This window comes from Streptomyces huasconensis (assembly GCF_021028635.1).
Taxonomy (GTDB): domain Bacteria; phylum Actinomycetota; class Actinomycetes; order Streptomycetales; family Streptomycetaceae; genus Streptomyces; species Streptomyces huasconensis.
Genome location: NZ_CP086119.1, coordinates 2342554 through 2368837 on the forward strand (window position 1 = coordinate 2342554; position 26284 = coordinate 2368837).

At 71.2% G+C, this 26284-nt stretch carries 28 protein-coding genes; 17 read left to right on the forward strand and 11 right to left on the reverse strand.

The features are described 5' to 3' along the window. Positions 1-119 precede the first annotated feature (119 nt). From J2N69_RS10530 to J2N69_RS10545, 4 genes are all read left to right on the forward strand, one after another. On the forward strand, positions 120-1484 hold the full coding sequence (locus J2N69_RS10530; protein WP_230900492.1) for a sensor histidine kinase: 1365 nt from the start codon (positions 120-122) through the stop codon (positions 1482-1484). Continuing rightward, on the forward strand, positions 1481-2158 hold the full coding sequence (locus J2N69_RS10535) for a response regulator (protein ID WP_127908431.1): 678 nt from the start codon (positions 1481-1483) through the stop codon (positions 2156-2158). The genes J2N69_RS10530 and J2N69_RS10535 overlap by 4 nt, the downstream gene beginning before the upstream one ends. A 145-nt stretch (positions 2159-2303) precedes the next feature. Further along, complete coding sequence (locus J2N69_RS10540) at positions 2304-3467, forward strand: alpha/beta hydrolase (protein WP_230900493.1); 1164 nt, start codon at positions 2304-2306, stop codon at positions 3465-3467. Beyond that, a complete protein-coding gene (locus J2N69_RS10545; protein ID WP_230900494.1) occupies positions 3464-4690 on the forward strand; it encodes an acyltransferase family protein in 1227 nt (408 codons plus the stop codon). Before J2N69_RS10540 ends, J2N69_RS10545 begins: the two co-directional genes overlap by 4 nt. Positions 4691-4790: 100 nt before the next feature. On the opposite strand, the gene J2N69_RS10550 is transcribed toward J2N69_RS10545, so the two are convergent. Continuing rightward, positions 4791-5267 carry a MerR family transcriptional regulator gene (locus tag J2N69_RS10550; protein WP_230900495.1) on the reverse strand — a complete coding sequence of 159 codons (477 nt, stop codon included), beginning with the start codon at positions 5265-5267 and terminating at the stop codon, positions 4791-4793. 134 nt (positions 5268-5401) lie between these two features. Here J2N69_RS10550 and J2N69_RS10555 point away from each other — a divergent pair, with 134 nt between their 5' ends. Then, positions 5402-6217 carry a serine hydrolase domain-containing protein gene (locus tag J2N69_RS10555; RefSeq protein ID WP_230900496.1) on the forward strand — a complete coding sequence of 272 codons (816 nt, stop codon included), beginning with the start codon at positions 5402-5404 and terminating at the stop codon, positions 6215-6217. Between the two features lie 155 nt (positions 6218-6372). Here the strand turns inward: J2N69_RS10555 and J2N69_RS10560 are convergent, their stop codons facing one another. Next, on the reverse strand, positions 6373-7038 hold the full coding sequence (locus J2N69_RS10560) for a pirin family protein (protein WP_408056702.1): 666 nt from the start codon (positions 7036-7038) through the stop codon (positions 6373-6375). A gap of 58 nt (positions 7039-7096) precedes the next feature. On the opposite strand from J2N69_RS10560, the gene J2N69_RS10565 reads away from it, so the two are divergent. From J2N69_RS10565 to fabF, 5 genes are all read left to right on the forward strand, one after another. After that, positions 7097-8365, forward strand: coding sequence for a PucR family transcriptional regulator (locus tag J2N69_RS10565; RefSeq protein WP_230900498.1), 1269 nt, complete (start codon positions 7097-7099; stop codon positions 8363-8365). A gap of 90 nt (positions 8366-8455) precedes the next feature. Further along, positions 8456-9367, forward strand: a complete 912-nt coding sequence (locus tag J2N69_RS10570; protein WP_230904673.1) for an ACP S-malonyltransferase — start codon at positions 8456-8458, stop codon at positions 9365-9367. A gap of 28 nt (positions 9368-9395) precedes the next feature. After that, a complete protein-coding gene (locus J2N69_RS10575) occupies positions 9396-10397 on the forward strand; it encodes a ketoacyl-ACP synthase III (RefSeq protein WP_127908426.1) in 1002 nt (333 codons plus the stop codon). Positions 10398-10469: 72 nt separating this feature from the next. Further along, complete coding sequence (locus J2N69_RS10580; RefSeq protein ID WP_205033926.1) at positions 10470-10718, forward strand: acyl carrier protein; 249 nt, start codon at positions 10470-10472, stop codon at positions 10716-10718. A 69-nt stretch (positions 10719-10787) separates the two neighbouring features. Next, positions 10788-12050 carry a beta-ketoacyl-ACP synthase II gene (gene fabF, locus J2N69_RS10585; protein ID WP_230900499.1) on the forward strand — a complete coding sequence of 421 codons (1263 nt, stop codon included), beginning with the start codon at positions 10788-10790 and terminating at the stop codon, positions 12048-12050. A 151-nt stretch (positions 12051-12201) separates the two neighbouring features. Here the strand turns inward: fabF and J2N69_RS10590 are convergent, their stop codons facing one another. Further along, on the reverse strand, positions 12202-12696 hold the full coding sequence (locus J2N69_RS10590) for a DUF3145 domain-containing protein (RefSeq protein ID WP_127908424.1): 495 nt from the start codon (positions 12694-12696) through the stop codon (positions 12202-12204). Positions 12697-13037: 341 nt separating this feature from the next. Here J2N69_RS10590 and J2N69_RS10595 point away from each other — a divergent pair, with 341 nt between their 5' ends. Together J2N69_RS10595 and J2N69_RS10600 are read left to right on the forward strand one after the other, a co-directional pair. Further along, the gene (locus tag J2N69_RS10595; RefSeq protein WP_230900500.1) at positions 13038-13952 is read left to right on the forward strand and encodes an SGNH/GDSL hydrolase family protein; all 915 of its coding nucleotides are present in this window, start codon (positions 13038-13040) and stop codon (positions 13950-13952) included. Between the two features lie 41 nt (positions 13953-13993). Further along, positions 13994-14983, forward strand: a complete 990-nt coding sequence (locus J2N69_RS10600; protein ID WP_230900501.1) for an aldose epimerase family protein — start codon at positions 13994-13996, stop codon at positions 14981-14983. 141 nt (positions 14984-15124) lie between these two features. On the opposite strand, the gene J2N69_RS10605 is transcribed toward J2N69_RS10600, so the two are convergent. Beyond that, complete coding sequence (locus tag J2N69_RS10605) at positions 15125-16249, reverse strand: agmatine deiminase family protein (protein ID WP_230904674.1); 1125 nt, start codon at positions 16247-16249, stop codon at positions 15125-15127. A gap of 114 nt (positions 16250-16363) precedes the next feature. On the opposite strand from J2N69_RS10605, the gene J2N69_RS10610 reads away from it, so the two are divergent. Beyond that, positions 16364-16939 carry a TetR/AcrR family transcriptional regulator gene (locus J2N69_RS10610; protein WP_230904675.1) on the forward strand — a complete coding sequence of 192 codons (576 nt, stop codon included), beginning with the start codon at positions 16364-16366 and terminating at the stop codon, positions 16937-16939. A gap of 507 nt (positions 16940-17446) precedes the next feature. Here J2N69_RS10610 and J2N69_RS10620 read toward each other — a convergent pair. After that, positions 17447-18043, reverse strand: coding sequence for a TetR/AcrR family transcriptional regulator (locus J2N69_RS10620; RefSeq protein WP_230900502.1), 597 nt, complete (start codon positions 18041-18043; stop codon positions 17447-17449). A gap of 150 nt (positions 18044-18193) precedes the next feature. Between J2N69_RS10620 and J2N69_RS10625 the strand changes: the two genes are divergently transcribed. Further along, positions 18194-18430 (forward strand): hypothetical protein, encoded by a 237-nt coding sequence (locus J2N69_RS10625; RefSeq protein ID WP_230900503.1) that lies wholly within the window; start codon positions 18194-18196, stop codon positions 18428-18430. Positions 18431-18489: 59 nt separating this feature from the next. Next, complete coding sequence (locus J2N69_RS10630) at positions 18490-19758, forward strand: pyroglutamyl-peptidase I (protein ID WP_230900504.1); 1269 nt, start codon at positions 18490-18492, stop codon at positions 19756-19758. Here J2N69_RS10630 and J2N69_RS10635 read toward each other — a convergent pair. The 3 genes from J2N69_RS10635 to J2N69_RS10645 form a co-directional block, all read right to left on the reverse strand. Then, positions 19716-20531 (reverse strand): EI24 domain-containing protein, encoded by an 816-nt coding sequence (locus J2N69_RS10635; protein WP_230900505.1) that lies wholly within the window; start codon positions 20529-20531, stop codon positions 19716-19718. The two genes, J2N69_RS10630 and J2N69_RS10635, sit on opposite strands and share 43 nt — an antisense overlap. Positions 20532-20721: 190 nt before the next feature. After that, positions 20722-21150: an organic hydroperoxide resistance protein gene (locus J2N69_RS10640; protein WP_230900506.1), complete on the reverse strand. Its 429-nt coding sequence runs from the start codon at positions 21148-21150 to the stop codon at positions 20722-20724. A gap of 172 nt (positions 21151-21322) precedes the next feature. Beyond that, positions 21323-22354: an NADP-dependent oxidoreductase gene (locus tag J2N69_RS10645; protein ID WP_230900507.1), complete on the reverse strand. Its 1032-nt coding sequence runs from the start codon at positions 22352-22354 to the stop codon at positions 21323-21325. 99 nt (positions 22355-22453) lie between these two features. Here J2N69_RS10645 and J2N69_RS10650 point away from each other — a divergent pair, with 99 nt between their 5' ends. Beyond that, positions 22454-22930 (forward strand): MarR family winged helix-turn-helix transcriptional regulator, encoded by a 477-nt coding sequence (locus J2N69_RS10650; RefSeq protein ID WP_230900508.1) that lies wholly within the window; start codon positions 22454-22456, stop codon positions 22928-22930. A gap of 16 nt (positions 22931-22946) precedes the next feature. Here J2N69_RS10650 and J2N69_RS10655 read toward each other — a convergent pair whose 3' ends face one another. After that, complete coding sequence (locus tag J2N69_RS10655) at positions 22947-23534, reverse strand: hypothetical protein (protein WP_230900509.1); 588 nt, start codon at positions 23532-23534, stop codon at positions 22947-22949. Next, the gene (locus J2N69_RS10660) at positions 23531-24784 is read right to left on the reverse strand and encodes a DUF7224 domain-containing protein (RefSeq protein WP_230900510.1); all 1254 of its coding nucleotides are present in this window, start codon (positions 24782-24784) and stop codon (positions 23531-23533) included. Before J2N69_RS10660 ends, J2N69_RS10655 begins: the two co-directional genes overlap by 4 nt. Before the next feature lie 139 nt (positions 24785-24923). Here J2N69_RS10660 and J2N69_RS10665 point away from each other — a divergent pair, with 139 nt between their 5' ends. Then, entirely contained in the window at positions 24924-25478 is a 555-nt protein-coding gene (locus J2N69_RS10665; protein WP_230900511.1) for a DUF4232 domain-containing protein, read from the forward strand. 46 nt (positions 25479-25524) lie between these two features. Here the strand turns inward: J2N69_RS10665 and J2N69_RS10670 are convergent, their stop codons facing one another. Beyond that, the gene (locus tag J2N69_RS10670) at positions 25525-26271 is read right to left on the reverse strand and encodes an ATP-binding cassette domain-containing protein (RefSeq protein ID WP_230900512.1); all 747 of its coding nucleotides are present in this window, start codon (positions 26269-26271) and stop codon (positions 25525-25527) included. Positions 26272-26284 lie beyond the last annotated feature (13 nt).

Below are 26284 nucleotides of genomic sequence, written 5' to 3' on the forward strand. Positions count from 1 at the left end.
CCCCCACGGGTGCCACCTGCTGCCACCTCTGGGGCGAGGGTGATACCTGGGTATGAGGCCCGGTCCAGCTCCCCGGTATGACGGCGCGGGGGATGCTTGATGCCTACGCTGATCGGGCTATGAGCAGCGCGAAGACACCTCCCGATCAGGGCCCCGACCGCCCGGCCGACAAGCCGGGTGGACGCGGGGCCGCCCTCCGGCGTGCGACCACGGCGGTCGTGGACGGGCTGCGGACGGCGGGGGCCTCGCTCTCGACACCCGCGGGCTCGACCGAGCCGCTGCTGGCGAGCGCCCCCAAGCGCTGGGTGCGGATGCTGCCCCACCTGATCGCGCTGGGCTTCGTCGCCACCCTCATCCCGGTCACCGTCCAAGTGCTGACGCATGACTACGGGGTGGCTGGTGGCCTCGCCGGCGCCCTGGCAGTCGCCCAGGCCGCCCCGCTGCTGCTCGCGGTCACCCGGCCGCTTCCCGCGTGGTGGATCGTGATCATCGCGGATGTCATGGGCGCAATCATCACGATGGCCTCGGACCCCGACCGCCCGGGGCCCTGGACCCCCATGATCGTCGTGGGGTATGTGGTCCTCTGCTGTGCGCTGTCCCTGCGGGAGTCCCGCCGCACCCTGCTCGGGGTCTGGCTGGTGACCGTGGTCGCCGGACTGGTACTCGGGGCGTTCCACGGGGGCGACGGCCAGGACACCGGCGTGCTGCTGATCGTGCTGAGCGGGGCCGTGCTGCTGCTCGGCGCCCTGCTCCGTGAGCGCGGCGACGCCCGGCGCAAGCTCGTCGAGCAGGAGACCATCAGCGAGACCGAGCGCTCCCAACGCACCCTGCTTGAGGAGCGGGCCCGCATCGCCCGTGAATTGCACGACGTCGTCGCCCACCACATGTCGGTCATCACGGTCCAGGCGGACTCCGCGCCCTACCGCCTCGACGGCCTCCCCGACGCGGCGCGCGAGGAGTTCGGGAGCATAGCGGCGAGCGCCCGGGAGTCCCTCACCGAGATGCGGCGGCTGCTGGCGGTGCTGCGCAGCGAGGGCGTGAACGGCGAGCGGGCGCCCCAGCCCGGCCTGGACCGCCTGCCGCACCTGGTCGAGGCCACGGTGCGGGCAGGCATACCGATCGACCTGTCCCGCCCGGAGCTGGCGATCCTCACGCACCTGGCCAACGTGTCACCGGCCGTGGACCTCTCCGCGTACCGCATCGTGCAGGAAGCCCTGTCGAACGTGATGCGTCACGCGCCCGGCGCCAGAACCAAGATCACGCTCAGTCTGGACGACGAGAACCTCCTCATCCTCGTGGTCAACGGCCCGTCCACGGAGCCCCCCTCCCCGCTGGAAGGCACCGGCACGGGCCACGGACTCATCGGCATGCGTGAACGCGTACGGTTGGTCGGCGGCACGGTCGACGTCGGGCCGCTGCCCGACGGCGGCTTCCGCGTCGCCGCCCGGCTCCCCCTGCTCCCGAAGGACTCCGGCACCGCATGACCATCCGCGTGATCATCGTCGACGACCAAGCCATGGTGCGGGCCGGATTCGCCGCCTTGCTGGCGGCGCAGAGCGACATCGACGTCGTGGGTGAGGCACCGGACGGCAAGAAGGGCGTCGAGGTCAGCCGCAGCACCCATCCGGATGTCGTCCTGATGGACGTCCGCATGCCGGAGATGGACGGACTCGCCGCGGCCCGCGCCCTGTTGAACCCCCCGCCGGGAGTGGTGCACCTGCCCAAGGTGCTCATGCTCACCACATTCGACGTGGACGACTACGTGTACGAGGCCCTGCGCGCCGGCGCCTCCGGGTTCCTGCTCAAGGACGCGCCGCCCGCGGACCTGATCTCGGCCGTCCGCGTGGTGGCCTCCGGCGAGGCGCTGCTCGCCCCCTCGGTGACCCGGCGGCTGATCGCGGACTTCGCGAAACAGCGTCCCGCACCACGCAAGGACCAGTCTCTCCAGCTCAACGGCCTGACGCCGCGTGAGACCGAGGTACTGGTGCTGATCGCCCGTGGCCTGTCCAACCAGGAGATCGCCGAGCGCCTGGTGCTCGCCGAACAGACGGTGAAGACCCATATCGGCCGCGTGCTCAGCAAGTTGGGGTTGCGGGACCGCGCCCAAGCCGTGATCTTCGCCTACGAGTCGGGCCTGGTCACGCCGGGCGAACAGTAGCCCACCCCTACCTCGGTATCACCACCGCATACCCCGGTATCACCTGCGAGTTGGCTCCCCGGTGTGACGTGCCGTCGCACACCGTCTCCCTACCTTTCGCTGCGTCAGGCGATAGCGCGCCACGAAGCGGGGAGGGAGACCGGCCATGCGGATGCGGTCATGGAAGGCACGGAGCAAGAGGGCACTGGTCGCCGCCGCGCTCACGACGACGGTCGTCGCGGGTACGGCGGGTTGGACCGTCGGCAATGAACAGCGGCCGCTCACGGGCCCGCCTCCGGGCACGCATGCCTGGCGCGCGGACCATTCCCTGGGGGTGCGACTGCCGGACCCCGCCACGACTTCCCCGACCCGGATCGCCGCGTTCTTCGACAGGCTGAGCACCGCCCAGCGCCGGGAGCTGGTGGCACGGCACGCCTCAGTCGTCGGCAACCTCGACGGCGCCCCAGTAGCCCTCCGGTACGAGGCCAACACCCGATCCCTCAAAGCTGAGCGGGCGCGGGAGCAGGCTCGGTCGGCTGATCCCGGCCTCACCGCCCAGGACCGTGAGCGGGCCCGGGCCCTGATCGTCCGTTACGGCGAACTGCTTGCCCCGGGGCGGCAGATATTGGCCTTCGACCCGCGCGGTCGGGGGCAAGTGGCCGAAGTGTACGGCGACTTGGAGCGGGCCCGGCATGTCTCCGTCGTCGTGCCCGGCTCCGACATCGACCTGACCACATTCGACCGCTCCAAGAGCGCGTACGGCACGCCGGCCGGAATGGGCCGCTCCCTGTACGCGGCGGCCGACGGCCGCACGGCCGTGGTGGCCTGGGTGGGATACACGACCCCGGTCGGCCTCGGCCCCGATGCCGCCACCGGCCGCCTCGCCGAAGCGGGAGCGCCGCGCCTCGCACGCTTCACGCAGGGCCTGATGGCGACAGGCGCCCCAAGACCCGCCGTGTTCTGCCACAGCTACGGCTCGGTGGTGTGCGGCCTGGCCGCGCCCCGCCTCGCCGCCACCGACCTGGTCGTGCTCGGCTCCCCCGGCATGCGGGCGGACAGCGTGGCCGACCTGCACACCGACGCCCGCGTCTGGGCCGCCAAGGACGACAGCGACTGGATCGGCAAGGTGCCGAACGTCGAGCTGTTCGGCCTCGGCCACGGCGAGGACCCGACATCCCCCGGCTTCGGCGCCCGGCGCGTCCCCGCCGAACAAGCCAAGGGCCACACCGGCTACTTCACCCCCGGCACGGACTCCCTGCGGGCCTTCGCCCGCATCGCAGGCGGGTCCGACTCCGCCGGCGCCAACCGGACCACTGGAGCAAGGACATGAGCTTCCCCCTCCTCAACCCGCTGCGCGGAGCGGCAGCCACCATCGACGCCAAGACTCCGGCCCACCGCGACCGGGCCATAGACGGGCTGCGAGCCTTGGCCCTGCTCGCCGTGCCGACCGGGCACTGGCTCCTGGGCGGCTTCACCCTCGACACCGGGGGCGCGCTGCACAACGCGAGCCCGTTGGCCCCGTTCGGCTTCTTTGCCCCGCTCAGCTGGGTGCTCCAGATGCTGGGCATCTTCTTCCTCGTGGGCGGCTATGCCTCCACGATGTCGTACCGGCGGGCGGTGGCCCGCGGCGAGTCGACGGGCGCCTGGCTCGGCGGGCGCCTCGCGCGGCTGGGCCGGCCGGTCCTGGGAGTCACAGCGGTCTGGGCCGCGCTACTTCCGGTGCTGTACACGCTGGGAGTGCCGGGCACGACTCTGCGCACGGCGTCCACGCTGGTCATACAGCCCCTGTGGTTCGTGGGCGTCTACACGGTGATCACGGCCCTCACCCCCTGGTGCATACGGGCGGTGGAGCGGCTGGGGGCCTGGTCCACGTTGCCTCTGCTGGGTTCGGTCGCCGTCGTGGACTTCCTGCGCTACGGGCCGTTCGCTGAGGCCATGCCGTCCTGGCTCTCCCTGCTGAACCTGCTGCCGGGCTGGTTGTTCGCCTACCAACTGGGCATCGCCTGGGGCGAGAAGAGGCTGGGCAGGCGCGGGGCCTGGCTCCTGCTGGCCGGCGGCATCGCCCTCTTTGCCGCCCTGCTCCTCGTCTTCCACTACCCGGCGTCGATGGTCGGCGTCCCCGGCGAGGTCCGCACGAACTCACATCCGCCGTCCCTGCTGGTTCTTGCCCTGGCCGCCGCGCAGAGCGGGGCGGCGATCCTGATGCGGGACCGCATCGGCCGCCTGTTGCGCAGGCCTGCTCTGTGGGCGCCGGTCGTCGTGATCAACCTGTCGGCGATGACGATCCTGTGCTGGCACCAGACAGCACTGCTGGCCACGGCCATGCCCGGCTCCTTCCTCGGCGCGGTGCCGGGGCTGACCACGGGTCCCGACACACTGGGCTGGATAGCGGCTCGGATCGCCTGGCTTCCGGTTCTCGCGGCGCTGCTGGTGCTGATAGGCCGGTACGCCCGAGCCTTCGAGGCGCCGTGGAAGCGCGTGAGCCACGCCGGGCGGGCACTCGCCGGGGTCCTGGCGGCCGGGTTCGCAATGTTCGCCCTGGGCCTCACGTGAGCCGAGCCCTCGGCCGCTGCCTCGGCCTTGGTCCCGGCCTCCTCGAAGCCCCGCAAGCATCACGTCCAAGGCCTCCCCGAAGTCCCACAGACGGCCGCGTTCACGGCCTCCCCGAAGCCTCCTGGGTGCCGGCGTACATGCCGATCTTGTAGTCGAGGACCGCGAGGGTGTCCTGCAGCTCGGCGATGCGGGTGCGGACGTCGTGCCGGGTGCGCTCCAGAAGCTCCTGGCGCTCGGTGAAGGTGTGCTGGCCCTCGCGGACCAGTTCCGCGTACCGGACCATGTCCGCCACTGGCATCCCGGTCAGGCGGAGCTTGCCGACGAAGGCCAGCCAGTCCAGGTCGCGGTTGCGGTAGCGGCGCTGGCCCGTGTGGGAGCGGTCGATGTGGGGCATCAGGCCGATCCGCTCGTACCAGCGCAGGGTGTAGGCGGTGAGGCCGGTGAAGGCGGCCACCTCGCTGATCGTGTAGTGGTCTTGCCCCTCCGGGCGCGGGAGCCCGGCGGGTGCTGAGGCACAGGGGCCGGCCCCCGGGGCCGGGCCGGCTGGTGCGGGCGTGGTGGTCTCCATCACCGTCATGTGCCTCACGCTAGAACCTTGGAGTGCGCTCCAAGCAAGTGGAGTCCAGGGAAATCAGGGGGCATCTCATTTCTTGGTCATCGGCGGCCACCGGGCGTGACAGTACTCATGGAGGAGGAATTAGGCTCTTGGGCATGCAGAGCTTGGGGATGATCGAGAACTGGCCGGTGCCCACCGCTGCCGCGGCTGTCGTCCGTGCGGACGGTACCGTCGCCGGAACACACGGGCCGACGGACCACCGCTTCGCCCTCGCTTCGGTCACCAAGCTCCTCGCGGCGTACGCGGCACTGGTCGCGTATGAGGAAGGGGCGGTCGAACTCGACGAGCCCGCCGGGCCTGAGGGGTCGACGGTGCGGCACCTGCTCGCGCACACCAGCGGGCTCGCCTTCGACGAGCACCGGGTGATGTCGGCGCCGGGGACGCGGCGGCTGTACTCCAACGCGGGGTTCGAGGTGCTGGGGGATCACATCGCCAAGGCGACGGACATCCCGTTCGGGGAGTATCTGCGGCAGGCCGTGCTGGAGCCGCTCGGTATGACCGCCACCGCGTTGGAAGGTGAGGGGTCGCCCGCCAAGGACGGGGTGTCCACCGTCGACGACCTCGTCAGATTCGCCGCGGAGGTGCAGGCACCTCGGCTGCTGGACGCGCGGACGGTGGCCGCCGCGATGACGGTGACGTATCCGGGGCTGAAGGGCGTGCTGCCGGGGTACGGGCATCAGAACCCCAACGACTGGGGGCTCGGGTTCGAGATCCGGGACTCCAAGGCGCCGCACTGGACGGGCAGTTCGTCTTCGCCTCGAACGTTCGGGCACTTCGGGCAAGCCGGGACATTCCTGTGGATCGACCCGGACGCGGGGGCGGCCTGTGTCGCCCTCACCGATCGGCCCTTCGGGCCGTGGGCCGTCGAGGTATGGCCCACGTTCACCGACGCGGTGCTCGGGGAGCTCTGAGGGGCCGCGCTCGGGGACTCCGAAGGTCGGCAGGTGCGCTCGGGGGCGTGGGAGCCCCGGGGCTCCGGGGGCCCAGCGGCTCCGCACCGGTCACCATCGCCCCGCACGGGCTCCGCACCAGTAACCACCGCCCGTGGCGCCTTCCCCCCTGGCGCCTACCCGCCCGTCATCTCCCACACCAGCAGTTCCGCCGACGCATCGCCCGTGGCCACCGCCTCCAGGCCCGGCTCGGTCGTGATCCGCGCCGAGTCGCCGGCGGCCAACCGCTCCTCTCCGAGCCGTATGTCGCCGCGTACCAGGTGGAGGTAGGCGAAGGGGGAGTCCGGCAGTGCGGTGCGTTCGTTCGGGGCCAGGCGGCGGGTGTGCAGCAGGGCGCCCGCGCCGGGGATCTCGTAGGGGGTCGAGTCGGCGATGCCGTGAATGACGGCGTAGGACGGGTCGCCGCCGGCGGAGAGGGGGGCCAGCCACATCTGGATGAAGACGAGAGGAGCCTTGCCGTCGTTGCGTTCCACGTGGCGGACGCCGCCCGCCGCGGACAGGTGCTGGACATCGCCGGGGCGGACCAGTGACTCGTGGCCCGTCGAGTCGCGGTGGGTCAGTTCGCCCTCGACGACCCAGGTGACGATCTCGGTGTGGCTGTGCGGGTGTTCGTCGAAGCCCGCGCCGGGCGCGAGGCGTTCTTCGTTGCAGGCCAGGATCGCGCCGAAGCGGAGGTTGTCGGGGTCGTAGTGGGGACCGAAGGAGAAGGCGTGGAAGGACTCGATGCCGGCCGCCGCCTCCCCGCCGCGGTACCGGTCGCCGGAGCGCCGTACATCAATCACGCACCCCACGTTAGCCCCGGCACCGCACGTGCCCGTCCCGATAAGGCAGTCTTGTCCCGTGCCCGAACCCTCAGCGAATGAAGACCACCAGGAGTCCCGGCCGGGGTCCCCGCCCGGTTCCCACCACCAGGAGCCGGGAGCCGGGCCCCGCCAGGACCGCCGCACCCCCCACGCGCACACCGCGACCCTCAAGCGCCTGGAGAAGTCGTCAGGGAGTCTCGCGGCGCAGGCCATCGCGCGCATGGACGAGACACTGTCCTGGTACCGGGCGATGCCGCCGGAGAACCGCTCCTGGATCGGCTTGGTGGCGCAGGCCGGTATCGCCGCGTTCACCGAGTGGTTCCGGCACCCGGACGCGCCGCAGGCCATCTCCACCGACGTCTTCGGGACCGCCCCCCGCGAGCTGACCAGGGCGATCACCCTGCGCCAGACCGTGGAGATGGTACGTACGACGATCGAGGTGATGGAGTCCGCGATCGACGAGGTGGCGGCCCCGGGGGACGAGTCCGTTCTCCGCGAGGCGCTGCTCGTCTACGCCCGCGAGATCGCCTTCGCCACCGCGCAGGTGTACGCGCAGGCCGCCGAGGCACGCGGTGCCTGGGATGCCCGGCTCGAATCACTGGTCGTGAACGCGGTGCTCTCCGGGGAGGCCGATGAGGGTGCCGTCTCCCGCGCCGCCGCGCTCGGCTGGAACTCCCCCGAGCATGTGTGCGTGGTGCTCGGCACCGCCCCGGACGGGGACAGCGAGCTGACCGTCGAGGCCATCCGTCGTGCCGCGCGGCATGCGAAGCTCCAGGTGCTGACCGGCGTACTCGGCGCACGGCTGGTGGTCATCGCGGGCGGCAGCGACAACCCGCTGGCGGTCGCGAGAGCGCTCATCGGGCCGTATGCCGCCGGGCCGGTCGTGGCGGGGCCGATCGTTCCGGATCTGCTCGCCGCCACGCGTTCCGCGCAGGCCGCGGCCGCCGGGCTCAAGGCGTGCTCGGCCTGGCAGGACGCCCCGCGCCCCGTCCTCGCGGACGATCTGCTGCCCGAGCGAGCGATGGCCGGTGATCCGGCGGCCCGCCAGCAGTTGGTGGAGGAGATCTACAGACCGCTGGAGGAGGCGGGCTCCGCGCTCCTGGAGACGCTCAGTGTCTATCTGGAGCAGGCGAGCAGCCTCGAAGGGGCGGCCCGAATGCTCTTCGTCCACCCCAACACCGTGCGCTACCGGCTTCGACGTGTGACTGACGTCACCGGCTGGTCGCCCTCCGATGTGCGTTCCGCGTTCACGCTCCGGATCGCGCTCATCCTGGGGCGTCTGGCCGACGGGGAACCCCAGTCGTAACGTTTTTGTGGGGCTCCTACAATTCCCCCAGCCGTTCTTCGTCCCTGTCCCCACGGGCGGCCAACGCCGTCGACAAGAGAGAGTGTGAGAGTGCTCGTACTCGTCGCTCCCGGCCAAGGCGCTCAGTCGCCCGGCTTCCTGACCCCCTGGCTCGACCTCCCCGGCGCGGCAGACCGCCTCGGTGCCTGGTCGGACGCCATCGGGCTCGACCTTGCCCACTACGGCACCCAGGCCGACGCGGACGCGATCCGTGACACCGCCGTGGCCCAGCCACTGCTCGTGGCCGCCGGTCTGCTCTCCGCCGCGGCACTGGGTGACATCGCGCCGGGCGCGGTCGCCGGACACAGCGTCGGTGAGATCACGGCCGCCGCGTACACCGGTGTGATCGGTGATGACGACGCCCTGCGCCTGGTGCGCAAGCGCGGTCTCGCCATGGCCGAGGCCGCCGCCGTCACCGAGACCGGCATGGCGGCGCTGCTCGGCGGAGATCCCGAGGTCACCGTCCCGCACCTGGAGAAGCTCGGCCTGACACCGGCCAATGTGAACGGCGCGGGCCAGATCGTGGCCGCCGGCACCAAGGAGCAGCTGGCCGCGCTGGAGGCCGCCAAGCCCGAGGGGGTGCGCAAGGTCGTCGCCCTCAAGGTCGCGGGCGCCTTCCACACGCGCCACATGGCGCCGGCGGTGGCCCAGCTGGAGGAGGCCGTCAAGGACCTCACTCCCGCCGACCCGAAGTTCACGTACGTCTCGAACCGCGACGGCAAGGCGGTCGCGACGGGTGCCGAGGTGATCGAGCGCCTCGTCGGCCAGGTCGCCAACCCGGTCCGCTGGGACCTGTGCATGGAGACGTTCCAGGAGATGGGCGTCACCGCGCTGATCGAGGTGTGCCCTGGTGGCACGTTGACCGGTCTCGCCAAGCGGGCGCTGAAGGGCGTCAAGACGCTCGCGGTGAAGACCCCCGATGACCTCGACGCGGCCCGCGCGCTCGTCGCCGAGCATTCCTGAGCCGACGACAGACAAGGAGCCGTAGCGCATGTCGAAGATCAAGCCCAGTCAGGGCGCCCCGTACGCGCGGATCATGGGCGTCGGCGGCTACCGGCCCACCCGTGTCGTGCCGAACGAGGTGATCCTGGAGACGATCGACTCGTCCGACGAATGGATTCGCTCCCGTTCGGGCATCGCCACCCGCCACTGGGCCTCCGACGAGGAGACCGTGGCCGTGATGTCGATCGAGGCGGCGGGCAAGGCGATCGCCGACGCGGGCATCACGCCCGAGCAGATCGGCGGCGTCATCGTCTCGACGGTCTCGCACTTCAAGCAGACCCCGGCCATCGCGACCGAGATCGCGGACAAGATCGGCGCGGGCAAGCCCGCCGCGTTCGACATCTCCGCGGGCTGCGCCGGCTTCGGTTACGGCCTGACGCTGGCCAGGGGTATGGTCACCGACGGCTCGGCCGAGTATGTGCTGGTCATCGGCGTGGAGCGGTTGAGCGACCTCACCGACCTGAGCGACCGCGCGACGGCGTTCCTCTTCGGTGACGGCGCCGGTGCCGTGGTCGTCGGCCCCTCCAAGGAGCCGCGGATCGGCCCCACGGTCTGGGGCTCGGAGGGCGACAAGTCCGAGACGATCAAACAGACCGAGTCCTGGGAGGCGTACCGCAACGGCGCCCCCGACAAGTTCCCTGCCATTACGCAGGAAGGCCAGGCGGTGTTCCGCTGGGCCGTGTTCGAGATGGCGAAGGTCGCCCAGCAGGCGCTGGACGCGGCCGGAATCACCGCGGACGACCTGGACGTCTTCATTCCGCACCAGGCCAACGAGCGGATCATCGACTCGATGGTGAAGACTCTGAAACTGCCGGAGCACGTCACGGTCGCCCGTGACGTGCGCACCACCGGCAACACCTCGGCCGCCTCGATCCCGCTCGCGATGGAGCGGCTCCTGGCGACCGGCGAGGCGAAGAGCGGCGACACCGCGCTCGTCATCGGCTTCGGGGCGGGTCTCGTGTACGCCGCCACGGTCGTTACCCTCCCCTAGGCGTCACGTACGGATCATCCGGTCCGAACCCACGACGTCACACCCTCTCGATACGTAAGAAGGAGCGCCAACATGGCCGCCACGCAGGAAGAGATCGTTGCCGGTCTCGCGGAGATCGTGAACGAGATCGCCGGCATCCCGGTCGAGGACGTCCAGACGGACAAGTCCTTCACCGACGACCTGGACGTCGACTCGCTGTCCATGGTCGAGGTCGTCGTCGCCGCCGAAGAGCGCTTCGACGTGAAGATCCCGGACGACGACGTCAAGAACCTCAAGACGGTCGGTGACGCGACCGACTACATCCTGAAGCACCAGGCCTGATCAGGCCGTGCTCAGTCGCCACCCGGCGGTGGCGCCGCTGATCCCCTCAACACCGTGGAGAAATTTCCTGTGAACTCGACCAATCGCACCGTGGTCGTCACCGGTATCGGCGCAACCACACCGCTGGGTGGCGACGCAGCCTCGACGTGGGAGGGCCTGCTCGCGGGCCGTTCCGGCGTCAGCTTGCTGGAGCAGGACTGGGCAGCCGAGCTGCCCGTCCGTATCGCCGGTCAGATCGCCGTGGAGCCGGGCGAGGTCATCCCGCGCCCGCAGGCGCGCAAGTTGGACCGTTCGGCACAGTTCGCGCTGATCGCGGCGAAGGAGGCCTGGGCCGACGCGGGTTACACCGCCAAGGCCGGCGAGGACGCCGCGGTCGACCCGCACCGCCTCGGCGCGGTCATCGCCTCCGGCATCGGCGGCGTGACCACGCTCCTGGACCAGTACGACGTGCTCAAGGAGAAGGGCGTACGCCGCGTCTCCCCGCACACCGTGCCGATGCTGATGCCCAACTCCCCGGCGGCCAACGTCGGCATCGAGCTGGGCGCCCGCGCGGGCGTCCACACCCCGGTGTCGGCCTGCGCCTCGGGCGCGGAGGCCATCGGCTACGCGATCGAGATGATCCGCACCGGCCGTGCCGACGTCGTCGTCGCGGGCGGCACGGAGGCGGCGATCCACCCGCTGCCGATCGTCGCGTTCGGCAACATGATGGCGATGTCGAAGAACAACGACGACCCGCAGGGTGCCTCGCGCCCCTACGACGCGGACCGCAACGGCTTCGTGCTCGGTGAGGGCGCCGGCGTGATCGTCCTGGAGTCCGAGGAGCACGCCAAGGCCCGCGGCGCCAAGATCTATGTGGAGGCTGTCGGCCAGGGCATCTCGGCCGACGCGCACCACATCACCCAGCCCGAGCCGTCGGGCAACGGCATCGCGGCCGCGCTGCAGAACCTGATCGACTCGACGGACCTCAAGCCCGCCGAGATCATGCACGTGAACGCGCACGCCACCTCGACGCCGCAGGGTGACGTCGCGGAGATCAAGGCGCTGCGCAAGGCCTACGGCGACGACGTCGACCACATGGCGATCTCCAGCACCAAGTCGATGACGGGTCACCTGCTCGGTGGCGCGGGCGGTGTGGAGACCGTGGCCACGGTGCTCGCGCTCAAGAACCGCGTCGCCCCGCCGTCGATCAACATCGAGAACCTCGACCCGGAGGTCGACGCCGACATCGTCCGCGACAAGGCCCGCCCGCTGCCCGAGGGCCGCATCGCGGCGCTGAACGACTCGTTCGGCTTCGGCGGTCACAACGTCGTCCTGGCGTTCAGGACCGTCTGAGCACAGGCGACCGCCTGAGATCACACGGCCGTCTGAGCACAGGCGAACCGTCTGAGCACACCGGCGATACGTATGTGAAGTGCCGGTACATATGTGAAGGGGCCCCCACCGCTTGCTCGGTGGGGGCCTCTTCGTGTCGACGCCACCGCGATCAGACGACCTGGTGCAGCCAGCGCACCGGCGCGCCCTCGCCCGCGTACCGGAAGGGTTCCAGTTCGTCGTCCCAGGGCTTGCCGAGGAGCTTGGCGAGTTCGGCCTCCAGGTCGCTCTCGCCGCGCTGCGAGCGGGCCAGGGCGGCGCGGAGGCGGTCCTCGGGGATGAGGATGTCACCGTGCAGGCCGGTCACGGCGTGGAAGATGCCGAGATCGGGCGTGGCGCTGTACCGCTCGCCCTCGGCGGTGGCGCAGGGCTCCGCCGTGACCTCGAAGCGCAGCAGATCCCAGCCGCGCAGGGCGGAGGCGAGCTTGGAGGCGGTGCCCACCGAGCCCTGCCAGCTGAATTCGGATCTCCAGGTGCCCGGCGCCGCGGGCTGCCTGATCCAGTCGAGGCTCACACGCGCGCCGAGTACGCCCGCGACGGCCCACTCGACGTGTGGGCACAGCGCGCGCGGAGCGGAGTGCACGTACAGAACTCCACGTGTCGTCACCGGGACCTCCAGTGTGGGTCGAGGTTCGCCTTCCCCAGCGGCCTCGCGCCCGTGCCGAGCAATTTTCCCCAAATGCTAGAGAAACCTGGGAAAAGGGGACAGATGTGACGTGATGTAATTTAGCGGAACCACAGCAGCGGGGCGTCACCGGGTGGATCACCCGCCTGTCGCCACCCGTGACAGCAGGGCCAGGCGGCTACGGGGCGAGGCTACCGTGCGGCGGTGCAAGGAGGGTGACGTACCGTCGGTCCGGGGGCCAGGAAACTCCGACCTTTCACCCGGCGGGGCGCAACCCCGGGCACGCGCACGACGTCACGTTGAACGACAGAGGGGACCAGGGGATGCGCAACCGCAGGCACCGCTCACGCTCGCGCGGCGCCGTCGCTCTCGCGGCGGCGGCCCTGCTCGGCGCCGGGACGCTCACCGCGTGCGACGCCCAGGGCGGCAACGCCTCGGCTCCCGGCCCGTCCGCGCACGGCAAGCCGTCGCCGAAGCCGACGCCCACCTGGGACACCACGCCCCGTTCGCTGGCGGCCGTCGGCGACTCCATCACGCGGGGCTTCGACGCCTGCTCGGTGCTCTCCGACTGCCCCGAGGCGTCCTGGGCGACCGGCACCGACCCCGAGGTGAGGAGCCTCGCGACGCGGCTGCTCGGGAAGGGGCGGGCCGCCTCGCACAGTTGGAATCACGCGAAGAGCGGCGCCCGCATGGCGGATCTGCCCGAGCAGGTCGCCCGGGCCGTCACCGTGCGGCCCGAGTTGGTGACGGTGATGGTCGGCGCCAATGACGCGTGCCGGCCGACGGCCGCCGCGATGACGCCGGTCGACGAGTTCCGCGACGACTTCGAGCAGGCGATGCGCACCTTGCGCCGCTCCCTGCCGAAGGCGCAGGTGTACGTGGCGTCCGTGCCGAATCTCAAGCGGCTCTGGTCGCAGGGGCGCACCAGCCCGCTGGGCAAGCAGGTGTGGAAGCTGGGCATCTGCCCCTCGATGCTGGGCGATCCGGACGACCTCAGCGCCACCGCGGCGGAACGGCGCGACACGGTGCGGGAGCGCGTGGTCGCGTACAACGAAGTCCTTGAGGACGTGTGCGACAAGGACCGCCGCTGCCGGTACGACGGCGGCGCGGTCTTCGACTACCGCTTCGACGGCGACCAGTTGAGCCACTGGGACTGGTTCCACCCCAGCAAGAACGGGCAGTCGCGGCTGGCCGAGCTGGCCCACCGGCAGGTGACGGCGCGCAAGCCTGCCGCGTAGGCGGGGTGGGGCAGAGGCCGTCCGGGCATAGGGTCGCGGGCATGCGCAGCGAACTCTTCGGCACGCTCCCCGACGGCACGCCCGTCCACCGCTGGATTCTGGAGAGGGGCGGGGTCCGGGTGCGCGTGCTGACGTACGGCGGGATCGTGCAGTCGGTGGAGGTTCCGGACCGTTCCGGTGTGGTGGCGTCGGTGGCGCTGGGGTTCGAGGGGCTCGAGGGGTATCTGGGCCATCCCGGGCCGTACTTCGGCGCGCTGGTGGGGCGGTACGCGAACCGGATCGCGGGCGGCACCTTCACGCTCGACGGCCACACGCACCACCTCGCGCGGAACGACGGGCCGAACAGCCTGCACGGCGGTGAGCGCGGCTTCGACAAGCACGTCTGGGACGCGGAGCCGGCCGGTGACCACGGGGTGCGGCTGTCGCGGGTGAGCCCGGACGGCGAGGAGGGCTATCCGGGGCGGCTCACGGTCTCGGCGACGTACGCGCTGGACGCGGCGGGCGCGCTGAGCATCGTGTACGGGGCGACGACCGACGCCCCGACCGTCGTGAACCTCACCAACCACACGTACTGGAACCTCGCGGGCGCGCGCTCCGGCAGTGCGCTCGGGCACGAGGTGCGGATCGCCGCCTCCCGGATCACCCCGACGGACGACGCCGGAATTCCGACGGGAGCGTACGAGGACGTGGCGGGGACGCGCTTCGACTTCCGTGCGGCGCGGCCCGTCGGGCCGGGTCTCGACCACAACTACGTGCTCGACAAGGGCGTCACGGCCCGGCCGGCCGAGGTGGCCGCGCTGCGCGACCCCGCCTCCGGCCGCGCCCTGACCGTGGCGACGACGGAGCCGGGGCTTCAGCTGTACACGGCGGATCACTTCGCGGCGGACCTGCCGTTCGCGCCGGGTGACGGGATCGCTCTGGAGACCCAGCACTTCCCCGACTCCCCGAACCGGCCGCGGTTTCCGTCCACGGTGCTGCGGCCGGAGGAGGTGTACCGGTCGGAGACGGTGTACGGGTTCTCAGTGCGGTGACGCTCCCCGCACCAGTGGCTTCGGACATCAGTTCATCGGCGACGCACCGCGGGTCGAGGTGGACGGACGGGAACGTGACGCCCGACACCGGGGCCGTCAAAGCCGTGCTTCTCCGCCCGCCGCGCTCATCGCGCGCCGCGCTCATCGCGCCTTCGGCAGCTGCTGGGTCGCGCAGTGGATGCCGCCGCCGCCCTCGCCGAGTGCGTTCACCGGGACCTGGGCGACCTCGCGGCCCGGGTGGAGGTCCCGCACGATCGCGGCGGCGGCGCCGTCGGCCTTCTTGTCGCCGAAGCGGGGCATGATCACGGCGCCGTTCGCCACGTAGTAATTGACGTAGCTCGCGAGGAAGTCCGGGCCACGGCGGCCGATGTCGTCCGGTTCGGGGAGGTCGACGAGGTCGAGGGTCTTGCCGCGGGCGTCCTTCGCGGTGGCCAGGGTGGCGCGGGCCTGCCGGTAGGCCCGGGTCCAGACGTCCTCGGCCGCCGTCGAGGGCGGGGTGCTCATGACGACCACGCCCGGTGCGGCGAAACGGGCCAGCGCGTCGATGTGGTGGTCCGTGATGTCCTTGCCCCTGACACCGTCCACCCACAGCACCTCGGTGACGCCGAAGAGACGCTTGAGCGCCCGCTCGACGCCGTCGCGGGACATGCCGGGGTTGCGGTTGGCGTTGACCAGCGAACTCTCCGTCGCGAGCAGCGTGCCCGCGCCGTCGACCTCGACGGCGCCTCCCTCTCCGACGATCGGCGCCTCGATGCGGGGGACGCCCCGGTCGGACAGGATGCGCCGCGCGACGTGGCGGTCACGGGTGTGCGGCTGTTTGCCGCCCCAGCCGTTGAAGTTGAGGTCGACGCCGGCGACGCCGTCCGGGCCGAGGACGAAGCTGGGGCCGGTGTCCCGCATCCACAGGTCGTCCACCGGCACCGGCAGGATCTCGACCCCGGAGCCGCAGGCCCGCCGGGCGCCCTTCGCGTCCCGTTCGTCGGCGAGCAGGGTCACCGGTTCAAACTCGGCGATCGTGCGGGCAATCCGCGCGATGTCCTCCCGTACGGCATGGACGTACGTCTTCCATATGCGGCGGCTCGGCCAGGACATGTACGTCAGCTCGTGCGGACTCGCCTCGTCCGGCATGCGGTACGCGGCCGCGGCGTCCGGCCTCTCGCCCGGGCCCTCGCTTGGGTCGGCGCCGCATGCGCCGAGAGTCGCGCCGAGGGCCGTGAGGGCGCCTGCCTTCAGGGTCCGCCGCCTGGAGGGCGTGTCCGGTTTCAATGTCAGCTCCCGACTGATCCTGACTGAAATTTCAGTCAGGATGAGCGTAAGGCATGATCGGAGGCCGGAACCAGTCGATCCTTCAGTCGATTCCTCAGGCAGTGGAGTACGCGAATGCCGGACAGGCCCACCCAGATCCTCGAAGCCGCCGCCCGGCTGATCGCCCGGCGCGGGGTGCGTGGACTGCGCGTCGAGGAGGTCTCCGCCGAGGCCGGGGTGTCGACCGCGCTGATCTACTACCACTTCAAGGACCGCGCGGGCCTGCTCCGCCGCACTCTGGAGTTCATCACCCGCCGCGCGGTCCGCTACACCGACGCAGCGCTGCACGCCTCCGCCGACCCGCGCACCCGCCTCACCGACCTGCTGCTTCTGGAACTCCAGGACACCCCTCGCGTACGGGAGAACAGCGCCGCCTGGGGCGAGCTGCGCGCCACCGCCGTCTTCGACCCGGACCTGCGGGAGCAACTGGCCGCCGCCACCGAGGAGTGGGCCGACGACCTGGCGCACCTGGTCCGGCAGGCACAGGCCGCCGGGCAGGCCGCGGCGGGCGTCGACCCGCGCGCCGCCGCCGAGCGGCTCACCGCGCTGGTCGAGGGGGTGAGCGAGCGGTGGCTGAGCGGCACGACGTCGCTCGACCGGGCGCGGGAGCTGCTGCGGGGGGCCGTGGTGCTGGAGCTGGGACAGCTCTGAGGCGGGGTGCGATGGGGGGCGTGGGCGGGGCTGAGCCCTGGCCGTCATGACCGGTGCGACGAGTCCGGTGGGCGAGGTGCCGCCGATCGCGGCGACCGGGGCGTAGAGCCGTCGGCGGTCGCTACGACGAGAGCGCGGCGCGGGCGCCGACCCGCAGGGGCGTGCGCGCGGTGAGGGCGACCAGGTGGGTGGGTCGCGACGCCGCCGACGGGCATGGCGGTGCCGTAGCTGGCGAGGAGCCCCGCGACCAGGATCGCGGTCACGGGTACGGAGGGATCGGCCTCCGCTCGCGGCCGTTCCGCCGCTGTGGCCGCGCCGGAACGGCGCCGGAGAGGGACAGCGGCGGGGCGGCGGTGGCCGACGTCACGCCGCGGTGGTGGTCGTGGTCATGGGCCGGATCGCCGCGGTACCCGCCCTGCACCCAGACGCGGCCTCCACGCTGCTACCCCGTCTACACGCTGCCGCCCCGCCCGGCCCACATACCCGTGAGAGCCCGGCACCGGGTTCTCACCTCAGCAGGCCGCGCACATACCGCCCCAGCACGTCCCGCGCCGACTCCGGCGTCTGGTGCCCCACCAGGACCTGTGCGGTGAGGCCCTCCGTCAGGGCGAGCAGGGCGCGGGCCTCGGCCGGTGGGTCGAGGGTGGCGGAGAGTTCGCCGGTGTCCCGGCCGTAGCCGAGCAGCCAGACGAGGAGGTCGTGCAGCTTGGCGTAGGTCTCGCGCAGGACCGCCGCCAGGTGTTCGCTCACCGCCGCGTGCGCGACGAAGGCGCCCCAGACCTGCGCCTCCGCCCTGTCCTCCGGGTCGACCAGCGCGAGCGCGGACAGGGTGCGGTCCAGCAGGGTCGTGGCCGAGCGGGGCGCGTCGGAGGTCTCGATGCGGGCCTTCGCGCGCTCGCCGATCCGCTGCGAGATGTCCTCCAGGGCGAAGAGCAGCATCTCGTCCTTGGTGCGGAAGCAGCGCTGGACGGCGCCCATCGACACCCCCGCCTGGGTCGCGACGTCACGGAGGCTGACGGACTCCATCCCGGAGCGGGCGATCAGGAGGCAGACCGCTTCGGCGATGCGGCGGCGGCGGTCCTCGTAGTCGACCTGCTTGGGCATGGGGTGGCCTCCCGACCTTTTCGATGCGGTTGCATCATATCCCGTTCGCGGGGCATGATCGGGCGAGACCCGTTCCGATGCGACCGCATCGGAATGTCGGAAACACGCTGCACAGACACGCTGCACAGGCAGCAGGACAGGAGACACACCATGGCAACGAGCACCAAGAAGCCCTCCGAGGGGCTGCTGGCCCTCTTCGGCCTCATCCTGCTCGTGCAGGGCTTCGGCTCCGCGATCACGGAGGCCGCCTGGGACACCGCCTTCGGCGTCTCCGCCCTGCTGCGGGAGGCCCACGCCCCCGCGTGGACGGATCTGCTGGTGGGCGTCGCCGGGTGTGTGCTGCTCGCCGTGGCGGCGCGTCACCGGATCGCGCGGAAGACGCCGTAGCGCCCGCCCCTCCCGTCCCGCGATACTTCCGCCACCCCACCGGTTACGGAAGGAATCGCGTGCGTACTCGATCTCTCGCGCTGTCCCGCTTCGGTGCCCTCGGCGCCGCCGCCCTGCTCGCCGGCCTCACCGCCCCCGCGACCGCCACCGCCGCCCCTGACCCCGACGGCCGTTCCGCCACCGTCGAGGAGCTGCGCCTCGACCGCGCCGCACCCCAGGAGATCCTGCGGCGCGGCGGATTCGACTCCGTCGCCCCGGAGTTCGCGCGTGCGCTCCGCAAGGCCCGCTCCTACGACCAGGCCCGGCGTCTCGTCGTACGGGAGGGCAGGGCGCTGTGGGACCGTGCCGTGGACCGGGCACAGGGGCGCGGGCCCGCCCGGGGGGACCTGAGCCGGGACGACGACCGGCCGCTGTACTGGGCGCGGCTCGGGATGACGCGGGAGCTGCGGCAGTGGGAGCCGGGCCGCTTCTCGCTCGACGAGCGCCGACGGGAGCGGCTCATACGGGCGCTGGAGTCCGCCTCGCGCGGGCAGGACGACGTACGTCTGCCGCACGGGCGGGGGCACATCAAGCGAATTCTGGTGACCGGGTTCGACCCGTTCACGCTCGACCGGGACGTGCGCATCAGCAATCCGTCCGGTGCCACCGCGCTCGCGCTGGACGGCACGACGATCCGCACCGCGGAGGGGCCCGCGCGCATCGAGGCGGTCACGTTCCCCGTCCGCTGGCAGGACTTCACCGACGGTGCCGTGGAACGGGCGCTGCGGCCGCACCTCCCGCGCGTCGACCTCTTCACCACCATCAGCCAGGGGCGGGTCGGCCGCTTCGACGTCGAGCGGACCAACGGGGCCTGGCGCGGCGGCTTCCCCGACAACGAGAACGTCTCCAGGACGGAGACCGTGCCGGTGAACGACCCGGTCTCGCAGCCCCAGTGGACGTCGACGACCCTCCCGTACAAGAAGATCGTGGAGGGCGGGACGGGCCGCTTTCCCGTGTACGACAACACCTCGGTGACCGAGATCCCGGCGGGCGGCACCGAACCCGTGGTCCGGCCCGGCGGGCCCACCGAGGGGTCGACGGCCCGGGCGGGCGGCGGCGGGGACTATCTGTCCAACGAGATCGCCTACCGGGCGACGCTCCTGCGGGACCGGCTCGGGTTGCGCGACCGGCTGCCCGGCGGCCATGTGCACACGCCCGTCCTGCAGTTCGGTCCGGGGAACACCGACCCGGCGACGGGTGCCGTCACCGACCCCGGCTTCGTACGGAACCGCCTCGACATCATCGCTCAGGTGAGGGGCATCCTGCGGGTGGCCGCGTCGGAGTCCTGACCGCCACGGCCAGCCGCGTCGCCGTCGTCCGAACCGTTCTCGCCCAGCATGTCCCGTGCCATCAGCGTCGCGCCCGCGACCGCCCCCGGCATCAGGAAGACCGCGACGAACGGCACCAGGAAGGCGACGGCGAGCGGCGTGCCGAAGCCCCAGGCGAGCTGCTTGCGCGAGCGCAACAGGGCGAGCCGGTCGCGCAGTTCGACGCCCCGGCGCTGGAGGGCGACCGCGGTCAGCTCCTCGACCAGGAAGAAGCCGGTCACGCAGAAGCCGATGACGGGGACGACGGTCTGGCCGACGACGGGGATGAAGCCGAGCGCGAAGAGCAGGACGCCCCAGACGGCCGCGCGGACGACGATGCGCAGGCTGTCCCGCGCGGAGATCCACAGCTCGCGCCAGAGCGGGAGGCCGGACTCGGGGGCGTGGCCCGACTCGGCGATGTCGACCTTCTCGGACAGCGACTCGTAGAAGGGCTGCCCGATCAGGAGCGTCACGGCGGTGAAGGTGAGGACGGAGAGCAGCAGCGCGAGGGCGAAGAGCAGCGCCGTCAGGAAGCCGCGGAAGAGGCCCTGCCACGGGGAGGACCAGTCGTCGGCGAAGGGCGTGGCCCAGCTGACGGCGTCGTCTCCCCAGAGCGCGAGCGCGACGAGCGCCCCCGCGTACAGGACGAGGGTGATGAGACCGGGCAGCAGGCCCATCCCGTACTGCTTGCCGTGCTGGGCGACCCAGCGCTGGCCCTTCATCAAGTAGCCGAAGCCCACACCGAGATCACGCATGCGGCACACCTTAGCCGCAGGCATGCGGCACGCCTCAGCCGCAGGTGGGGGGCGGCCGAGGACACGCGAAGGGCAGGCGGAGGGCACAGCGCAAGGCTCGGACAGCGAGGGCACAGGGAGGGGCACAGGGCACGGCAAAGGGCCGCACCCCGCTTCGGGGTGCGGCCCTCGCATGTGGGCGAGCGGTGGGTCAGGCGACCGCGAGCTCGACCTTGATGTTGCCGCGCGTGGCGTTCGAGTAGGGGCACACCTGGTGCGCCTTCTCGACCAGGGACTGCGCGGTGGCCGCGTCCACGTTCGGGATGGAGGCGGTGATCGCCACCTCCAGGCCGAAGCCGCCGGACTCGTTCTGGCCGATGCCGACCTTGGCGGTCACGGTCGAGCCGGAGATGTCGGCGTTCTCCTTGCGGGCCACGACGCCGAGGGCGCCCTGGAAGCAAGCGCTGTACCCGGCGGCGAACAGCTGCTCGGGGTTGGTGCCCGCGCCGCTGCCGCCCATCTCCTTCGGCGGGTTCACGACGACGTCGAGCTTGCCGTCGTCACTGGCCACGCGGCCGTCGCGGCCGTTCTCGGCGGTGGCGACCGCGGTGTACTTGACGTCGATCTTCTGGATGGACATAACTGCCGATTCCTCCCGATACATGCCGCGGCGCGCGCCCACAACCACGGCCAGGTGGAATCACATTATCGGATGACGGAAGTAGGGGTCGGAGGCGCGGGCCGTCGACCGCAGGCCGCAGACCACAGACCACAGACCGTGAGCCGGAGACCGTGGGCCACCGGGCGTCGTCTCAGGCGAGGGAGACGATCATCTTTCCGGTGTTCGCGCCGCGGAGCATGCCGAGGAAGGCCTCCACGCCGTTCTCCACGCCCTCGACGACCGTCTCGCTGTACTTCAGCTCGCCCGAGCGGACCCAGGCGCCGACCTCGCGGACGAACTCCGGCTGGAGCGCGTTGTGGTCCTGTACGAGCATGCCCTGAAGGCGCAGGCGCTTGCCGATGACCAGGGCGAGGTTGCGCGGGGCGGGGGTCGGCTCGGTGTCGTTGTAGCCGGCGATCATGCCGCAGATGGTGACGCGGCCGTGCACGTTCAGTCGGCTGATGGCGGCCTCCAGGTGCTCGCCGCCGACGTTGTCGAAGTAGACGTCGATGCCGTCGGGGGCGGCCTCCTTGAGCTGCTCGGCGACCGGCTTGTCGTCCTTGTAGTTGAAGGCGGCGTCGAAGCCGTACTCCTCGACCAGGAGCTTGACCTTCTCGTCGGAGCCCGCCGAGCCGATGACGCGCGAGGCACCCTTGAGCCTGGCGATCTGGCCGACCTGGCTGCCGACGGCACCGGCGGCGCCGGAGACGAAGACGGCGTCGCCCTCCTTGAAGGAGGCCACTTCGAGCAGCCCGGCGTACGCGGTCAGGCCCGGCATGCCGAGCACGCCGAGGTAGGCGGAGAGCGGCGCGGCCTGCGCGTCGACCTTGGTGGCGTACTGGGCGGGCACGGAGGCGTACTCGCGCCAGCCCGCGAAGTGCAGCACGTGGTCGCCCACGGCGAAGCCCTCGGCGTTGGAGGCGACGACCTCGCCGACCGCGCCGCCCTCCATGGGCTGGTCGAGCTGGAACGGCGGGACGTACGACTTCACGTCGTTCATCCGGCCCCGCATGTACGGGTCCACGGAGAAGTGGAGGTTGCGGACCAGGACGCGGCCCTCGGCGGGGGCCGCGACGGGGACCTCGCGCAGGGCGAAGTCTTCCGGGACCGGCCAGCCGTTCGGGCGGCGGACCAGGTGCCATTCACGGCTGACGGAGGGAAGCTGCTCGGGGGTGACGGACATGCGGGCGTCCTCCTAGGAAATGCAGAAATGCTTGAGGTTATGAAACAACCATGCTCCTGGATATTTCATGATGTCAAGTAAGTGGGTAACCTGAACGCCATGGCCACCAGGAGCAGCACGCGTGCCGCCGACAGCCCGCGTACCCCTTCCCCGCGAGCCGATCCGCTGACGCGCGAAGTCGTCGAGCTGATCGGCGAGGTCGTGGGGCGCTACCACGAGGAGTACGAGGAGGCGGCGGCCGGGCACGCGCTGACGGGCGCGCAGGCACGCGTCCTCGGCCTGCTCTTCCTCGAACCTATGCCCATGCGCCGCATCGCGCAGAAGCTGAAGTGCGAGCCGTCGAACATCACCGGCATCGTCGACCGCCTGGAGGCGCGCGGCCTCGTCGAGCGGCGGCCGGACCCCGCCGACCGGCGCGTGAAGCTGGCGGCGCCCACCGCCGAGGGCGCCGAGGTGGCACGCGGCCTGCGCGACTCCCTGAACTTCGCACGCGAACCGCTGGCGGGGCTCACGCATGAGGAGCGGCTGTCGCTGCGGGATCTGCTGCGCAGGATGCTGGGTGAGCAGGCGTACTGACAGGCGGGGGACCCTGCTAGTCGCGGAGCGAGGGGCGCCTCCTGGCCGTCGCCAGCATGCCGACGGCCAGGACGGCACAGGAGGCGGCCAGAGCCGTGAGTGAAGACGCCGGGTACAGAATCCATGCCCCTGGTTGCGGCCTGCCGCCCGAGCGCCAGCCTGCCGCCGCACACAGCAAGGGGATCACCGCCAGGACGGTACCCGCGACTCTGTGCCCCATCACTATGCGGAACATCAGGGCGAGACCGACGTAGATGGTGATGTTGCGCCCCAGGACAAGCATGAGACCGGAGGACCACACCAGGTGGCCGACGGCTCCGACGGCCAGGCCCGTCACGGCGACGGCGCCGCCGAGGAGGGCGTCCCTGGACTGGATCGCCCGGCACGCCACGCTCTCGGCGTGCAGGTCTCCGCGTCCCATGCCGTTCAGGAGGACCACGGCCGGGAGAAGCGTGATGATGTGGCCGACGAGGAACGTGCCCGACTGGCCGGCGAGGGCTGGTACGGGCAGTTCCGCGTTTCCGATGAGCGAGCCCAGCACGACCGTCCCGGCCAGGACCGCCGCTACGGCTCCAAGGCCCCTGGCCCGCAACCACCAGATCATTGCGCCCTCTTGACGAAACGAAGCTGCGGCTTGACCTCACACGAGCGAATGGCCCTCGTGTTTGCCTGATACCAGGCCAGTTGAATGGCGTGCGGTTGTTTCATGGCCTGCCTGGCCAGCGCGAATTCCTCCGGGAGGACCTTGGTGCTGACCGTTTCGGCGGGCATTCCGGTCTTCATGAGGAGCCAGGCAGCGACGGGACCGGCGGCGGCGTCACCGAAATAGGGGTCCCCCCGCTCGGCACAGACAGGCGTGGGAGGCAACATTCCCGAGACGACGGCGACGGGGACGGCCGCGGCCTCGGTCCTGGGCTCAAACCCCAGCTTGGCCTCACCGCTTTTCGCGACCGCCGCCATGGTGAAAGCCCGCGGCACGGCGACGCCTTCCTTGCGCAGTTCGGCCACGGTCAGCCGCGTCTGAGCCCGTACCATCTCGGCCTCCGGGTCCATCTCGGGCCACAGACAGATCCGGGGCTCGGCGCCTTCGCAACGGAGCGAGCCGACCGGGCGGTCCTTGACCGGATCCGCCGAGAGCCCCTTCGTGATCTGCGCGGCACCGAGGAATCCACCCGCGGTGACAGCCAGGGCCAAGATGACCGCGAGGCCGTCTCTGCCACGGTGCATCACCACAAGGGCCCCGATGATCACCGCACCGGCGAAGACGAGGGCACCCCAGATCGCTCTCATGTCGATGGTCTGGTCGATCGAACAGCAATTGCTGAGCCCGCCGCCGACGAGATGCCGGATCCAGAGGATGCTCCACGAGACGGGATAGGCGTTGATGACGAAGCTGACGACGAGAGCCAGCGGAACCGAGATGACGGCGTTCCACTGGCGCCCCAGGAGGTAGCCGCAGAGCGTGTTGGCCAGCAGCAATGAGATCTCCGCGGCGAGCATGCCGAGGTGCGGGACGCCGAGGCCCGCGTCGGCGGCCACGGAGGTGATGAACAGTGCCGTGGCCGTCCCGAGCGCTCCCATGACCAGCACCGGCATGAGGACGGGAAAAGCGATGGCGAGCGGAGAACGGGACGGCGCCTGCGCGAACACCCTCCCCCGCTTCAAGCGGGCCCCCTCCCACGCGGCTACGGCGGCACAGGCGGGGCCGATGAAACGCAGGGCGAAGGTGGCGTTGGCGCTGACCGAAGGCCAGTAATGGGGGGTCACCCAGCGGGTCATGTCGTCGCCGAGAGCGAGGAACACGAACCCGATGAGCGACCGGCGTTCCATCCCGCCGTTCCAGGCGGGCGGCATCAGTGCTGGTCAGAGCCCTTCCGGTGTTCCAGCGTCCCGTCGTGTCCGGGGGGTGTGGCGGACGGGACGGATCGCGGCACACGCTGAGGGCCGTCCCAGCAGCTCGCTGGGTCCCGGTCCTCGTCCTCATGGAGTTGCGATGCGTACGCGTCTTGCCACCCGTTCCGCCCGTCTCGCCCTCACCGCCGTCGCCGCGGCGGCCCTCACCGCCACCGCCACCGGGACCGCTCCGGCCGCCGACGGCCGGAGCAAGGCCCCCGTCGAGCAGCTCTGCGGCACCAACGACCTGACCTTCAAGCTCACCGAGAAGACGCAGGCGGGCGGCTACTTCCTCATCACCGCCAAGGCCCGCCCCGGCATCACCTGCTACCTGGAGGGCACCATCCCCTCCGCCTCCTTCGGGTCCTCCCCCGCCTCGGAGGTCACGCCCGTGGAGCAGGCCGTCACCGAGTCCGTGAAGCTCTCCGGATCCACCGCCGCCTACGCCGGCATCACCCCGAAGACGACCAACGACGACTACGGCACGGAGTACGAGCGACTGTTCCTCGGCATCGCCGGGGACGAGACCGGTGCGATCACCCTCAAGCTGCCCAGCCCCACACTGGTGGACAAGCCGGGCGCCACGAACTGGCACGCCGACCCGGCCGACGCCGTCCCCTTCACTTCACGAGGAGCGGTCCTGTTCACTTCATGAGGAGCGGTCTTGGCAGCTCTCGGGCGAGCGGACAGCGCTGTGGGCGCTAGTCGGAGAGCGTGGAGTACGCGGACACGGTGGTGTAGGCCGCCTCGGCCCGCCGTCCTTCAGGGGTCCCGGAGGGGGCGTGGGCGAGGAAGTCCCGGGTGCCTCCCGTGAAGGTGACGGTTCCTTCGGTGAGGACGGTGACGGTGTCGGCTTCTTCGGCGAGGTCGGCGACGTCGTGGGTGGACATCAGGACCTGGACCTCGTCGGTGGCGAGGTGAAGGATCAGATCGCGGAAGACGCGGCGCTGGGTGGGGTCCATGCCGGCGGTCGGTTCGTCGAGGAGCAGGACGCGGGCGTCGTGGACGAGGGCGGAGGCCACGCCGACACGCCGCAGCTGGCCGCCGGACAGCTGCTTGGTCTTCACGTCGGCGCGGTCCTTCATCTGGACGCGGTCGAGGGCGGTGGCGGCCGCGGTCCAGGCGTCGGCGCGGTTCATGCCCTTGAGCCAGCCGGTGTAGGCGACTTGCTCGCGGGCGGTGAGGCCGGTCATGGCGGTGATGGTCTGGGGCATCCAGGCGACCCTGGTGCGGTACTCCCGGGAGGTCGAGGGCAGGCGCCCCAGGCGCACGGCGCCGGTGGTGGGTTGATTGACGCCTGCGGCGAGCTTCAACAGGGTCGATTTACCTGCGCCGTTGGGGCCGAGGAGAACGGTGAACCCGTCAGGTGTGGTGTACGTGAGCTGGTTGAGGATGCGGGGCTTGTTGCGTCCGTAGGCGTACGACACGGTGTCGAGTTCAACGGGCATGTGCGCGGGGCCT